This window comes from Priestia sp. 40, from assembly GCF_049368575.1.
Taxonomy (GTDB): domain Bacteria; phylum Bacillota; class Bacilli; order Bacillales; family Bacillaceae_H; genus Priestia; species Priestia zanthoxyli.
In genome coordinates, this window is record NZ_JBMPZA010000017.1 from 97,181 (window position 1) to 111,803 (window position 14,623).

The window sequence follows — 14,623 nt, forward strand, 5'->3', positions numbered from 1 at the left end:
GAAGCTGAAACCCAGCTTCTTTTTTTTACCTTCTTACCGTTAATCCTTTTAGTTCATCGTCTTCCATAGCCATTTCATAAAATTCTCCCGTTTCATCGTGTGCTAAAACATAATCCAACTCTTCCTGAGCAGAAGCGGTTTTTCCAAGAACAGCTAGATAGCATGCCAAGTTATAGCGAACAAAAAGATCTTCGTCTCCACTTTCTACTCTGGTTATCATAAGCGAAGCTGCTGCTTCCGTTTCACCTTCTAAATGATACGCGATACCTAAATCGGTATACATTCCTTCATACTCTTGACGCTGTTCAATTGCTTTTTGAAGAAGCTGAACAGTTTCATGATAACGTTCCGTTTTATTATACAGTTTTGCTAGTCCTGCATATATGTCAGGCTGATAAATCTCCTGCTGAAGTAATTCTTGAAAAGCTGCCTCCGATTTTTCTACCTCTTCAAGGCTACTCAAAATAAATGCTCGGTATATCTGCAAATCTATATGATATGGCTGCTGTTCAAGAAGTTTTTGCACTAAGTTTAGCGCTTCATGTGCAGCCTGTTCATTTTCATGGATATTAACAAGTATATTGGCTAAATGATAGGCAACATCAAAATCCCAGCTTTGATGCAGCGATTTTTTCAGCACGGTGATGCTATCTTCAATCAATCCTTTCTCTTCGTAAAAAGCCGCAAATGCATGCACAGCTTCTTTATTATTCCGATCCGTTTTTATAGCAAGTTCATACAGTTCAATCGTTAAGCCAAGCAGCGTAACCGTTTTTGCTTTTGCTTTGAACTTTGCTAAGCTTCGTTTGAAGATAGATCCTTGCTGCTCTTCTACGATCGAATCGGCATACTCATTTAAAGCCTCGGCTGCGTTTTTAAACAGCATGCTTTTTCTTTGTTTTTCCATTTTTATCTTTTTTAAATCTGCCGTAAGCCCAGACAGTTTTTTTCCATTTGGAAAGCTAGACATGAACGTTTGAAATAGAGCGTAATCTTCCGGATCCTCACTTAGTAGCTCTGCAAGAATTTTTCTAGCTTCTTCATATCTCTGCTCCATGATGAGCCATTTTGCCTGATGATGGCGAATAGCAGAATTCTGTGGATCCAGTTCAAGGGCCTTCTCTAGATACGTTTCAGCCTGTGAAATGTCTCCTTTTAGGCGATACACATGAGCATGGCTGTCAGCGAGCCATTGAGGCAGCACAACTTCCGCTACGCTTTTTAATACCTCTAACAGCTCTCCATACTCTTTCTCTGTTTCACAAAGTGAAGCTGCGTGCTCAACGTTTACTTCCATAGGATTCAGCTGTATCCATTGAAGCAGCCAATTCCTTTCAGCCGTACGATTTTGTTCTTCACAAGCCATTTCGGCAAGTTTCATACAAGCGGCTTCAAATGTTTTATCAAGAGTTAAGCATTTTTGGAAGGCCTCTTTTGCTTCAGCAATGCGATTCATTGATTGATATATTTCACCTAACCGATAATATGGCAAAGCATCTTGCTTGATATGAAGCGCTTGTTGATAAAGTTTCTCACTTTTTGTTAGCTGCTTGGCTTGTTCGTATAATATGCCTAAATAGCACATGTACAAAATCTCATTAGGGTGATCTTGATGTTCTGCGGTTAAAAACTTAATTCCACGAGTCAGTAAAGCCGTGTCTTCTAAATAACTCGTATATGCCTCTAACACTTCACCTAACGCTGTTTGAGCAAAATGAATTCCTTCTTCATAAAGAGCAAATCCAAACTCTATCGTTTGGTTGTCTAGCTCCTGTTGTTTTGCTGCATCTAAAAGCATGCTGCCTGCATCCAACAGGACGTCGCTGTTCGATGAAAACTTCTGCGCAATAAGCGTGAGCGTATCAACGGCCGTTAAATGTTCCCCTGTTTCTAGATACGCATAAGATAAGCCCAAATACATAAGGGCATCTTCTTCTATTTTTAAGCCTTCTTTATACAGAGCAATAGCTTCTTCGTACCTTTGATTCGCGACGTATAAATCGCCTAGTCTTCCTCGAATTGTCATGTCGCTCGGAAGATGCTTCATGCCTTCTTTGAGATAGCTTTCAGCTTCGTCCGTTTTTTCTAGTTGATATTGTAGCAAATCAGCTATCGAAAGGTATGGATAAGGAACAGTCGGCAAAAGCTGTTTAGCTACTTGAAATCCCCGGTAAGCTTTACGAAACTTTTTTAAATGTTCATCACAACGGGCTCTTTCAAACCAGCTGTGCGCATCTTTTGGGTTTTCTTTTAATAATGCGTCGAAAAGATTTCTGGCTTCCGCGTATCTTTCTTTCTCCATTAAAATAAGTCCGTGATTGATTTGTGTATAAGATTCATCGCCATACATATTTAAGGAAATAGTCGAGCATTCAAAAGCCTTTTCGAGGTTTCCTTTGTACATATATGCAAGTGCTAAATAGCTCCAGTTCAAATGCTGCTCTACGTCTAATTGCAGTGAGCTGCGCAGTGCTTCAACAGCCTCATCATATTTCTCTTCATCCAGCGCAATTCTCCCTTTAAGATAGTGATAAAAAGAGCTATGCTTTTTGTTATCTATGTGGTGTAACAAGGAAGATGCTCCCTTACTGTCGTCAAGTTTAAAAAAGGCATATGCGGCGTGAAGCTTAAGATAATCATGATTGCTATATTTCTCTAACACATGATTAATACACGTACGAATATAGGCTTCATGCTCTTTTCTGTACAAATGCTTCATACTGTAAATAGCGGCAAATGGAACATGCTCGTTTGCTTTTAATAAAGAAACGAGATCGTTAATGTGTGCCTCTTCATCCGCTTCAACTAGTTCGATTAAGTCATACAGCTGACGAATAAACACATCTTGCTCTTTAGAAAGTGAAGCGAGATTCGCTGCCGTTTTAGAAGCAACAATTGATAAAAACCCCGAATTAGCGTAATGCTGATCGAAATTTTTATATTCTACATAAGTTGGACTTAGAAAATTAGCATCTTGTACATGAAAAAGTTCAAGTTCGTCATCATAGCCAAATACAACTTGAACGTGGGAAGCTTGTTCAAATTCCAGACTGACCAAAATAGGCAGCCCTTTGTCTAATAGCTCTTTAAACTGTTCAACTGTGCCGGTAAAAAACATCGCTGCAAAGCCAAGAGATTCAAAGTAGCTCACCGCAGTTGATAATTTGGAGCCTAACCCTCCGTAAATACGAGTTCCAATCTCATCCTGTGTTTTTTCGGTATGTAAAAGCCTTAACATCATACTCATACTGGCTGGCACGCAATAATTATCTTTTTGAACAATTGGTACAATAGGAAGCTTGATTGTACTGGATTTATCGTCTGTATGCTTTCCGATTAATTTTTGATAAGGTGAATCTTTTAAACATCGCTTGGTCGAGAGCAGATGCGTAAGCTGAGATTGCTGCTGCTGTTCAAAATAAATATCAGCGCGCAGCAGCGTAAAAAAATCTTGATAATCGTGATAGGGTAACTTTGAGTCGATAAATTCAATCGTTTCAAGCAAAAGAGAATACTCTTTTAAATCTTTTAATCGCATCACTTTATCCATATATAAGGACGGAAGCTGTGGATAGCGGCCAATAGCCTCGTTAATTGTTTCAAGCGATTGTTCGTGCTTCCCTTCATACGCATATAAGTCTGCGAGCATTGCATAGCAAAAATCTCCATTCTCCTTATATGCTGTTCCTTCTTTTAAGCAGGATTCAGCTTTTATTCTGTCGTTGAGCTGCAAATAAAAATATCCCCATCTGTCAGCCATACCCTTTTGATTATGTGACGTTACTTGTTTCATCCACTTAGAAGCTTCATCCACTTGTTTCATTTCTAAAAGAATTCTTACCTTTAAAAAATAGATTTTCTCAAGCTGTTCCTCTTTCACTGATTCCGTATCCAGCTGAGAAATTAATAAAGAAAGTCTATCATCAGCGTCGAGTATCTTGCCTTCGCGCAGGAGATCATCGCAATAAAGAGTCACCATTCGAATCGAGCCAAATCGACGATAGCCATATGTCGTTAACATTCGGCTTAAACGATTTAATAAAGCTTCATCACAAAAGCGGATAAGCTCGTACAGCTCTTCTTCCGTTTGTAAGTTTGTTAACCATTCTTTCACAATTCCCGCAAGGCTCTTTGGTTGAAGGCTTTGTACTTCTTCTGTTATATACGCTACAAGATCAAATATTTGATAATGATCCACCATGCTTTTTAATTTCTGATAATTTATACTCAATTCAAAACCACCTTATTCAATAAAATAAGAACTATTGCATCTGCTGTCTATAAATTGAAGTATAAGAAATTTCAAGGATTTTTTCTAGACACAATATAAATTTAAGCATATTGACGGGTCTTTAAATAGCAAAAAGCTGTCTTTTATCATAAGACAGCTCCGTAAAGTCACACTTCAGCTTTCTTCAGTTTTACGCCGCCTTCAGGTTTTGGTTTGATAGCTTTTAAAACTAAAATGGCACCTACTGCACTAATCCCTAGAGACGTTTGGAACACAGCCATGTCCGACCACTTCATAAGCAATGTATAAAGAGGAGGCCCAGCTGCTACTCCGACAAAGCGCATCGAACTGTAAAGAGACGTAATGGTTCCTCTCTCTTCCTTTTCAATTCCTTCTGTAATAAGCGCATCAAGACTGGGAAGAGCTGCTCCAATTCCAATTCCACCAAGCACTAAAGTGAGTAAAATACTAAAAAGAGACGTATTAAAAAATAAAATGATGAAAGAACATGTTAACAATAAAAAGCCAAAAAAAGCAGACCACTTCATAACGATTTTATTGTTTCCAACTTTTTTCCCGGCCACAAAAGAAGAAATAGACAAAGCGAGCAAAGGAATAGCCATTACTAAACCTTTTTTTGTATTCACAATATGATAACGCTCCTCTAGTATGGTCGATAGGTAAAATAAAACACCGAATAATACAAGCATAATAATGGCACCTAAAATAAAAATAGCCATAAGCCATCCAATATTTTCTTTGAGCGTCTTCTTCAAATCCTTCAAAAACTGCGTAATACTTTTCTTTTTTTGTTCAGATTCAGAAGAACTATCATTTTTCGGAACTTTCACTAAAAAAATAACCAAAAAAATCGAAATAAGGCAAAGAATAGGAATGAACCAAAAAGGAAGAAACCAAATCATAGCCGCTAAAAAAGCTCCCAGTATTGGGCTTAGTACTTTCCCAAACGTATTAGCTGTTTCAATTAAACCTAGCCCTTTTGTAATTTCTTGCTCGTCTTTGAACATATCTCCTACACAAGGCATCACAACAGGCATAGCTCCTGCTGAACCTATTCCTTGAATCGCGCGGCCAATTAAAATAACCCAGAAAGGATTGGCCATTTGCCATGAAGCCCAGCCTGTTAAAGCCCCTCCTACTGCAGCAAGCAGCAAACTGGGAATAATAATTTTCTTGCGGCCAAATCGATCTGATAAATAACCAGCAATCGGGATTAAAAAAATAGCGAAAATTGAGTAGACCGTGATGATCATGGATACCTGCAACGAGCTTATCTGTAGACGTTTTTCAATCACCGGCAATACCGGAATTAACATTGAATTTCCGAGGGTCATGATAAGTGGCACAGAAGCAAGAGCAAGTAAATCCAATTTTTTTCTACTTTCCATAGCGTCCTCCAAACCTTACTTCTAATTAACGTCACAATCACACGTTTTTCAATTTAAGCTTTATAAAACCTCTCGTGTTCATTGATTTTAAAGCTTAACTATCTCATTACATAAGATGATGTGTATCTATATTTTTTAGCTAAAAAGGTGATTGCTATTCATGGTTTCACTGTTCTTCTTTAATTTATTGAACTTTGTGATTTATCCCTGTTAATACTTGTAAAATCACATATTTTTAATCCTATATATGAAGAAGCGTACGAGTATCTACGTACGCTTCTTCATATATAGGTGTCATCTTGTTACACTACTTCACCTCGATGACCATCTCCATCATACATAAACTGTTTATCAATGATATGTTCGATATATATGGTTGTCAAATCACTTTTTTTCACTTGAGCTACAATTAATCCTAACGGATCGCCAATGGTGAAGCTTGTTCCATTTTGAAACATTAGCAGCTGCTCATTTAAATGCAATACGCGCTTATAAATTTGCTCTTTCTCTAGGTTGCTGCGGCTCTTTGCTGCTTCGAGCGTTGAAAATAACAAAATGATTTCTTTTCCATTTACTTGTGTACGATACATACACGACCCACTCCTTATCACCGCGTTAAAATTATGCTGACTATACTCTTATTATAAACTAAATTTTCAGTTATTTTTCATCTCATAAGAAATTTTTTTAGTTATAGTTGTACTGTATCCACGTTAAATAAAAATTTAATTTTCAGAAAAATTAAATTTTAATATTGAAACTTTATTTCTTATTATTATATAATATAAACAATCATTTACCTCTATTGGAAATGATAATTCGAGTTTCAGCAGCATGAGGCTGCACAGTACTAGGGGGATTCAAGTTATGCAAAATGGTAAAGTAAAATGGTTCAACAATGAAAAAGGCTATGGCTTTATTGAAGTTGAAGGCGGCAGCGACGTATTTGTACATTTTTCTGCCATCCAAGGCGAAGGTTATAAATCCTTAGAAGAAGGACAAGAGGTATCTTTTGAAATTGTAGAAGGCAATAGAGGCCCGCAAGCCGCTAATGTCACTAAGCTATCATAAATAGATCTTTTTATTTTATAGTAAAAGAGACTCTTTTCCGAGTCTCTTTTTTGTTATACCTAGCGTTTGGCCTCAGTAAGCTGCTGTTCACATGTTTGAATAGACTGCATGCATTGCTGAAAAAATTGCTCGTCTACTCCTGTGCCATGAGCTTTGGCAGATTGAAGCTGTGCTTTTGCATCATTAAGCGCATTCGTTGCCTCTTCAAGCTGCTGAGGACTCATACTCATCGTAGCTGTCCCAATCATCTTTTGAGCAGATTGAATAGACACTTCTACTTGCTTTAAATCATTATATCCTGTTGTTACTTCTTCATTTGAAAACTTATCCATTGAAAGAACACCTCCATATGGATAGAATGAAGCTGCTGCCGGCAAATTATACACGCTTACTTTTTAGTCAGCAAATCTCCATACTGCTTAATTTTTTCTCCTACGGTACACTCTTTAATACAAAACGTTTGAGCGTATGTTTTGCCCTTTTCTTTATTAAACGTTTTTTTTACAAAACAATCACTACAGTAGTAATCCAATAACTCCGTTACTTCTTCTAATAATTGTTTACGTTCCACTCTCGTTCATCTCCATTTCGTTCTGTGTGTTACACTTGCTTCCTGCTAGCAATTGGTATCCCTTGAAGAGCTTGAGTAGCAAGCTGGTCAGCCTCTTCATTTTCCTTCCTTGAAATAGGCTCATATACGGGTCGGATACCAAGTTCCTGCATTTTATCTTCTATTCGATCTAAGTACCGATTAAACTCTTCTTCGAAACAGGGCCACTCCCCAGCCAGCTGATTTAATACAACCTGAGAGTCACCTCTAAACGTTACCGGTATATGATGAACACCAAGTTCCTCAAGCTCTTGTATTAAATAATAAAAAGCAGCATACTCTGCCTCATTATTTGATTCAATCTCTTGCAACCTTGAGTTGCGTCGTATTCGGTAAGAGTTGTTGTTCTGTTTCAAATAAATCACAACCCCAAGCCCCGCTAAGAGCGTATCATGCTCATAGCCTCCGTCAAAATATGCCACAATATCGTGAGGCTCTGTCTGTACTTCCTGTAAGAGCTTTTTCGCTTCTTTTACAGTCCATTTTTGCTGCTGCTCATCAAGTAGAAAAATTTCCTTCGTTCGACCTGTTTTTTCTAAATCACCCACAATCATTAGCGCCTCATTCGCATCTGTAAAATCGGATGTGAAAATTAACTGTTTATGTTTCGAGGATTTATAATGCCATTCAATTTGGAAATTCATAACGAGCATTCCTTTCATCAGCAATTTTGAATTCAACACTTTTTCTGCTTTTTTGTATTTTATCTTCTATTATGTCTTTTCATGACAGTTTTCTTACCTAATAAGCGGATTTTAGCGTTTATACGTGCTAATATAAAATAGCTGAAGTACTTATGATACAATACTATTGATGAAAAAACATGGTTTAAGCTTATATTGTTTTAACAAGGAGGCTGTATGATGATTGAAGTTTATATAGACGGAGCCACTGCTGGCAACCCTGGTCCTTCTGGAGCTGGTATTTTAATTAAAGGAAATGGTGAACATCATCGTTACGCTATTGCTCTTGGGACAATGACGAATCATGAAGCAGAGTACCATGCACTTCTTCATGCATTAAAAATTTGTTTAGAAAAAAAGTATACGAGCGTATCTTTTCGAACGGACTCTCAGCTAGTAGACCGCGCAATGAACCAAGAATACGTTAAGAATAAAGCGTTTGCTCCTTTACTGGAAGAAGCCCTCAAATTGTCCAGTCAATTTGATTTATTTTTTATAAAGTGGATCCCTAGCTCTCAAAATGCAGGTGCTGATCAGCTGGCCAGACAAGCCATTAATCAAAAAGAAGCAGGAATGTAATCCTGCTTAAATCATACCTGATGACTTTAAATATTGAATGGCTTGTTTTTGATTTCTAATACGATTTGATGTCAAATTCTCGAGGAGCGATACAAAAAAACTGCCGTCAAATTCTTTTTGTACTTTTAGTGTCCATTCAATTGTAAATATGACCATCTCGTCAGCTGCACGCGTATACTGCTGACCAAATGAAATAAATCCACGTGCATCTTCTGCTAAATGAAAGCCTTTTTCTTCAAGATAAAGAAGATACTCTTCAACGGTTTGAGCTGTTTTTGTCACTTTTTCGTCCCATCCTTTTGCAAAGGTTCTTCTTTATCTTAGCTTACTTTTGGCTATTTGACTATGATTTCCCTTCTAAAAAGTAGCCAATTGCTCCAAGTGCTACTCCTAAAATGGCTCCGCCAATCACTTCTTCGGGCTGATGCCCAAGCATTTCTTTCAAGCGCTGTTCCGTCAAATCGTGAAAGCCTCCGTCTGGAAGACCCGCAAGCTTTTCAATTTCTTCATCTAACGTATTCACTTTAATAGTAATTTCGCCAGTCTGCCTTCGAATTCCTTGTGCATCGTACATCACAATAATTCCAAAAACAGATGCTAACGCAAAGTCAATTGTAGAAACACCTCTTTTTAATGCTACATAGGTAGCCAAAGAAGATACGCCGGCTGAATGAGAGCTTGGCATTCCACCCGACGCAGCAATCATCCGCATATCCCATTTTCCTGTTTGATACTTTTTAATTGGGATTTTTAAAGCTTGTGCTAAACCGATTGATGAAAGAGCAATGACAATTCCTTTATTCATATTGCTTCACCTCATCTATAGTTTGCGATGGATTGACATCTTGTACCCAAGCAAATATTGCCCAACAAAAAACGCCGGGCTAATCTGCTGACAGAGCAGACTAATCCCGGCGTTTTTAGAAACAGTTCTGTTATTTTTTACGCTTTTTTTGTGCAGCATTATTCATTTTGGCAGATTCAACTTCAGCATAAGAGCCGAATTCTTGTCCATATTGATTATTTGCACTTTTATTAGCTTCTAACTTCTTGTTAACAGAATTATTTTGGTTTTGTTGCACGTTGAACTCAGAAGCAAACTCCCCAGCATAAGTGTCATTTGCACTTTTTGCACGCTTTGCTTTTTGAGCCTGATTTGCTTTAAACTCAGAAGAGAACTCTTGGTTATAATTATGCTTTGCATTGTTATTCGCTTGCGCATTTTTATTACCTAATTTTTGACGACCCATCGCTATCTCCTCCTATTTGTACCTCGTTGGTACACTATTAGTATGGATCAAGCGGCACGTCATATCCTGTTCAAATTAAGGTAAAAACACCAGAGCTTAGCACGTTTATATTCTTGCTACGTACTCTTTAACCATTTCTTCTGTCACTACTTTACGGCCTGGAATGATGGTATATTTTTGAGATAGCTCATTAATTTCCGCTGTTACAGCATTAATACCGTCTACAGAAAAGGGCTTCCCTTCTTTGCAAAGAAGCACAGCTGCTTCAATAGCTTGCTCGCGTCGAGCTTCTAAGCTGGCAAAAGCACGTACTAATTCGTGCTGTTTTTTAGAATGGGCTGAAATTTCTTTATGTACACTCATGTTCTTTCCTCCATTATATGATGCTGAGTTAGTAAAAATAAGTTAATGTCCTCATAACTGATTTGCTTTTCCGGTAATTCTTTTAGGCTTTTTTCTATCGCTGCAGCTTCTTTCTTCATGCTGTCCAAAAAGTTTTTCATCTTTTCATTAAAAGCAACTTTCCCGCTTATCTTGCATTGTACAAACTGCTCAATGATGGATTGTTGCCTATTGTCGAGATTTGCCTGCTTACATAAATCGGCAAATAAAATGACAGGGAAACTGCGCTGCTTTACTACTACTTTCAGTGATAAAAATGCACGAATCAGTTGGAGCATCACTTTTATATCCTCTATTGTAACAGAAGATGTCAGATTTCTTTTACTATTTATCGTTAAAATTTTAAAATAATGATATCCCAATGCTTTTAAGGAATATGATTGAGCCATCATTTGTCGAAGTGGCTCAGCAAACGATGGCTTCTGATAATAAACAAAAGGCGACCATAGCCACTCATAAAGCGAAGGGTTTGATTTTGTAAACAAATAAATGGTTTTGTACAAATCCCACCCTTGCATATCACAATTGCCTTCTGCTACATTAATGACCTCTTGAGGTCTAGTGAGATGAAGATAGCGTGATGCTTTATACTTATATATAAAGCGGACGTCATAATCACTCGCTAACGTGTCGAGTCCGTAAGCACGGCTGCCTGATTCACATGCAAACAAAATTTCCACATTATATTCTTTTTCAATTTCCTGTAAACGTTTATTTATGTGTGTAGACATAAAAATTAATGACCCTTTCTTTCCTCCAATACATGTTCTAGCACAGTCATTGTACTTACCAATTCTTGAATTGGAAGTTCTTCAGACACGGCTGCTTGCAGCTGTTTGTAATAATCATACCATTCTTCAGATACAGACTGTTTATGCGCTAAAACGTACTGATTCACTAAATGGGTATAGTGTGAATGAAGAGCGGCTTCTTCTTTCGCAATGTAGTGATTGACGTCTGGCTTAATACGTTCTAGTAAAGCAGCGTGAAGCTTTGCTTTCTCATTTTTTTCAAAAAAGCTTTTATTGTTTTTATACAGTGAAAGCTCTTTTTGATACGATTCATTCTCATCAAATTGATGACTTGTCACAACTTCACTGCCATTTGGAGGCTCTAACGAGTTCAACGTTGGAGTAAACGTCGGTTCATAGCGCTGCAGCTTTGTAATGATCATTCGATGCCAGTCTTCGATTAATTTTACGATGTATTTTTCGATTCGCAAAGTGGTCGCACGCACTTCTTGCGTTGCGTCGAAGGAAATAGACGTTAACAACTCCTGCAAACACAGGCGCAGCTGCTTTTGCTTTTCACCTCGATCATCTCTTAAGTTTGCCGGACTGAAAGCTTCTTTAAAGAAGTCATCGTACCTCACAAACAGACGTTTTTTTACATAAAATAAGAGCTCTTCTAATTCTCGGTCAAACTGCTGCTGTTCATATTCAAAATGAATTTCATGCAGTTTTGCTGCTACCTGCTCATTTTTTATGTGAAGAGATTGAATATATCGCTTTTTATCCACTTCTGATTTTGTTTGCACCTGTTTCATTTCATTGGCAACTGCTAAAATTTGTTCGAAATCTGCATAGACACTTTGGATAGCAAGCTCTGGTAATTCATAATTTATGAAGCGATAAAACGCATTTTTGAATGGCAAAAACATTTTATCCTCGTGGTTTTGCAAAGCCTGCAAGCTCGATACCGGGTATAAGCGCGGAAAGCGTATACCATACTGTTCAAGCTGCTCTTTTACGTACGTCTGTACTAACTGTAGCTCTGTATCCGAGCTGGCTAGGTCCGCTGCATTTACTAAGAAAAACATTTTATCAAGCGCAAATACATCTTTTACACGGCCCAGCTGAATAAGAAATTCGCGGTCAGCTTTTGAAAACGCATGATTATAATACGTTACAAATAAAATGGCATCTGCATTTTTGATATACTCAAACGCTACTCCCGTGTGTCTCGCATTGATTGAATCAGCTCCGGGTGTATCAACGAGCGTAATGCCTAAGCGAGTAAATTCACAGTCATAATACAGGTTAATAAATTGAACAAAACACGCTTTTTCTTCTTTGGCTACATAATCATGAAATCCTTCTGTATCCACTACTACTTCTGAACCGATATGCTGCTTAACTTCGCCGTAGCCTTTTTCTACTGCCTGTAAAAACGACAAATGCAGCTGCAGCTCTTCTGTTGCCTGCAGGGTCGGAATAATCGTTAGCGCTTCGTCAATTGTTTCTACTTCATGATGAAACAGCTTAAGCGCACCATTTAAATCTTGGATCATCTGCTCGTTTGTTTTCATTTGCACAACAGCTGTTTTATGCGGCCGTTTTTCTGTTGGAGGCATAATTTTATTGATGGTTGCTGTTGTTGGGTTCGGAGATACTGGAAGTAATCTTTCTCCAATCAACGCATTAGCAAAAGATGACTTACCGGCACTGAATGCTCCGAATAAAGCTACGGTAAACGTTTGATTTGATAGCTTTTTACGCTTTTCTTGAAGCCTGTTAATAAAGCGGTCTAACTTTCCAAATGAACGGAGCTGTTCGAGAACAGCTGATACATCTTGAAGAACCTTTTCTGTTCCTGTTTCATGCACAGCTTCCTCAGGCTGTGAAACTAACTTCTGCTCACTCACAGCTTCACGCTTTTCTTCAGCTTTCATGATGCCCGTTTCATATTCTTCTTGTAACATATATGACAACTCGTTCGTATCTTCTGCCGTTAGGTCATCATCAGTTTGCTGTAAAGATTGAAGCAACGCTTTTTTACGTGCCAATTTTGCTTTCATTTCCTGAAGAGATGTATACGCTTCTTCAAATGCTTCACATTCCTGCAAGTGTTGATAAATTTTTTCACGCTTTACTTCATCTTGCTCGATTTTGCTCTGTTCGATTTGCGCATAAAGCTCGTATAATAATCGTGTCGCTTTTTTCTTAATATGATCAGCTACATCTTTTGCATACGTTAAAACATAATCACCATTAATCGTAGCTCCTGCCTTTACCGTTTCAATTAAATCATGCGGCTCTAACGGAATTTCAAACTGCTGAACCTGACGTATAAGATCCGGGTCTGTAAGATTTTGATTTTTCACCAGCTCTTGCACATATTGCTGCAAGTGCCACTGCAGCTGAGAAGCTGCTCGTTCTTTCATATCATCAAAAAATAACGTCAGCCGCTCTTTTTTTACTTCCTCGGTCTTCTTCTTAGCAAATAAAAGACCTACTTTAAAATCAGGCTTTGTCGTTTCTAAAAACAGCCTAGCTTTTTCTCTCATTTCATATGGTGTTAAATTGGCGTTGCTTAGTATCTTACCTGTTTCTTGTTGGTACGTTTCTGCTAGCTGCTTTTCAGCACGCCTCATTTCAGCTTCTTTTTCGAGAAGCTGCTCTTTTTGCTGCTTATTCATTTCATGGTTCTCAAGCGTCAGCTTATGGCGCAGCTCGTCATGAATCGTTAACTTTTCTTCTTCTTGGTCTTCAATAAAGGCAAGGTGATCGTCAATTACCATTTGCATCGCATGTTGAATATGCTGATGTCGGTTTTCTTTTTCCGTCATCATAGCAAGTAATAGAGATTTTACGTACGAAAGGTCATTATGACGGTTGGTTGGCTCTTTTAACGACGTATAGAAGATTCCTTCTGGTCTGACATTCCACTTTAAAAATGACGTTTCTACAGATTCTTTAAATGCTTGAAATGTTAGCTGATCTTCTTGGTGTTTGTCGATTTGATTTACAATTAAATAGAGCGTTTTATTAGCTTCTTGCAGCTGTTTTGCAAATTGAAGATTTAATTCTGCCTGCACATGATTATAATCCATCACGTAGAAAATAACGTCCGCTAAGTGAAGAGCTGACTCGGTCGATACACGATGCGCATCATCTGTGGAATCAATTCCCGGGGTGTCCATCACCACAACATTTTTAGGAATAGCATCTGTATCTATCGATAAATGAATGGACTCTACTTCATCTCCATCGACAGCAAACTGCTTAATTTGCTCATACTCATAAGGTGCTTCATAACGCACCGGCGGCTGTTTGCGGTAATAAACGGTTGCATGCTCATCCCCAGCTTTTACTGATACTAAGTTTGCGCTTGTTGGAATAGGACTTGCAGGCAAAATTGCTTGCCCCATTAATTCGTTAATCATGCTCGATTTTCCAGCCGAAAAATGTCCGCAAAATGCTACAACAAATTCGCCGTTTACCCACTTTTTTAACAGCTGTATTGCTTTTGCTGCCTGCTGTTCATCTCCAGCTGCTTGAAATTGCTTATGTAAATGAAAAAGAGATGCTTCCAATCGGAGATTTTCTTGATGTTTCACACTCACTTTACCCATTATTACTCTACCCCTTTTGCCTCATTCAAGACTG

At 38.1% G+C, this 14,623-nt stretch carries 14 protein-coding genes; 2 read left to right on the forward strand and 12 right to left on the reverse strand.

Features of this window, described 5'->3' with window-relative positions; all coding sequences use genetic code 11:
* Positions 1-25: 25 nt before the first annotated feature.
* The 3 genes from ACO1DI_RS20205 to ACO1DI_RS20215 form a co-directional block, all read right to left on the reverse strand.
* Positions 26-4,231 (reverse strand): tetratricopeptide repeat protein, encoded by a 4,206-nt coding sequence (locus tag ACO1DI_RS20205; RefSeq protein WP_226555800.1) that lies wholly within the window; start codon positions 4,229-4,231, stop codon positions 26-28.
* 167 nt (positions 4,232-4,398) lie between these two features.
* Complete coding sequence (locus tag ACO1DI_RS20210) at positions 4,399-5,640, reverse strand: MFS transporter (RefSeq protein ID WP_115653393.1); 1,242 nt, start codon at positions 5,638-5,640, stop codon at positions 4,399-4,401.
* Positions 5,641-5,942: 302 nt separating this feature from the next.
* Entirely contained in the window at positions 5,943-6,230 is a 288-nt protein-coding gene (locus tag ACO1DI_RS20215) for a hypothetical protein (protein WP_013056176.1), read from the reverse strand.
* 277 nt (positions 6,231-6,507) lie between these two features.
* Between ACO1DI_RS20215 and cspD the strand changes: the two genes are divergently transcribed.
* Entirely contained in the window at positions 6,508-6,711 is a 204-nt protein-coding gene (cspD, locus tag ACO1DI_RS20220; RefSeq protein ID WP_209368631.1) for a cold-shock protein CspD, read from the forward strand.
* Positions 6,712-6,770: 59 nt separating this feature from the next.
* Here cspD and ACO1DI_RS20225 read toward each other — a convergent pair whose 3' ends face one another.
* From ACO1DI_RS20225 to ACO1DI_RS20235, 3 genes are read right to left on the reverse strand one after another with little or no spacing between them, the layout of a single operon-like run.
* Positions 6,771-7,043 (reverse strand): DUF2564 family protein, encoded by a 273-nt coding sequence (locus tag ACO1DI_RS20225; RefSeq protein WP_014460911.1) that lies wholly within the window; start codon positions 7,041-7,043, stop codon positions 6,771-6,773.
* A 56-nt stretch (positions 7,044-7,099) separates the two neighbouring features.
* On the reverse strand, positions 7,100-7,282 hold the full coding sequence (locus tag ACO1DI_RS20230) for a zinc-finger domain-containing protein (protein ID WP_013056173.1): 183 nt from the start codon (positions 7,280-7,282) through the stop codon (positions 7,100-7,102).
* A gap of 29 nt (positions 7,283-7,311) precedes the next feature.
* Complete coding sequence (locus ACO1DI_RS20235) at positions 7,312-7,965, reverse strand: ribonuclease H family protein (protein WP_423145598.1); 654 nt, start codon at positions 7,963-7,965, stop codon at positions 7,312-7,314.
* Positions 7,966-8,184: 219 nt separating this feature from the next.
* Here ACO1DI_RS20235 and ACO1DI_RS20240 point away from each other — a divergent pair, with 219 nt between their 5' ends.
* The gene (locus tag ACO1DI_RS20240) at positions 8,185-8,583 is read left to right on the forward strand and encodes a reverse transcriptase-like protein (RefSeq protein ID WP_033578453.1); all 399 of its coding nucleotides are present in this window, start codon (positions 8,185-8,187) and stop codon (positions 8,581-8,583) included.
* A gap of 6 nt (positions 8,584-8,589) precedes the next feature.
* On the opposite strand, the gene ACO1DI_RS20245 is transcribed toward ACO1DI_RS20240, so the two are convergent.
* From ACO1DI_RS20245 to ACO1DI_RS20270, 6 genes are all read right to left on the reverse strand, one after another.
* Positions 8,590-8,865 carry a DUF6123 family protein gene (locus ACO1DI_RS20245; RefSeq protein ID WP_014460914.1) on the reverse strand — a complete coding sequence of 92 codons (276 nt, stop codon included), beginning with the start codon at positions 8,863-8,865 and terminating at the stop codon, positions 8,590-8,592.
* Positions 8,866-8,926: 61 nt separating this feature from the next.
* Positions 8,927-9,388, reverse strand: a complete 462-nt coding sequence (locus ACO1DI_RS20250) for a divergent PAP2 family protein (protein WP_013056169.1) — start codon at positions 9,386-9,388, stop codon at positions 8,927-8,929.
* A gap of 130 nt (positions 9,389-9,518) precedes the next feature.
* Complete coding sequence (locus ACO1DI_RS20255; RefSeq protein ID WP_013056168.1) at positions 9,519-9,833, reverse strand: hypothetical protein; 315 nt, start codon at positions 9,831-9,833, stop codon at positions 9,519-9,521.
* Positions 9,834-9,938: 105 nt separating this feature from the next.
* Complete coding sequence (locus ACO1DI_RS20260) at positions 9,939-10,196, reverse strand: DUF2533 family protein (protein WP_013082381.1); 258 nt, start codon at positions 10,194-10,196, stop codon at positions 9,939-9,941.
* The gene (locus ACO1DI_RS20265) at positions 10,193-10,966 is read right to left on the reverse strand and encodes a nucleotidyltransferase domain-containing protein (protein WP_014460916.1); all 774 of its coding nucleotides are present in this window, start codon (positions 10,964-10,966) and stop codon (positions 10,193-10,195) included. Before ACO1DI_RS20265 ends, ACO1DI_RS20260 begins: the two co-directional genes overlap by 4 nt.
* Positions 10,967-10,971: 5 nt before the next feature.
* Complete coding sequence (locus ACO1DI_RS20270; protein ID WP_371905483.1) at positions 10,972-14,589, reverse strand: dynamin family protein; 3,618 nt, start codon at positions 14,587-14,589, stop codon at positions 10,972-10,974.
* Between the last annotated feature and the right edge of the window lie 34 nt (positions 14,590-14,623).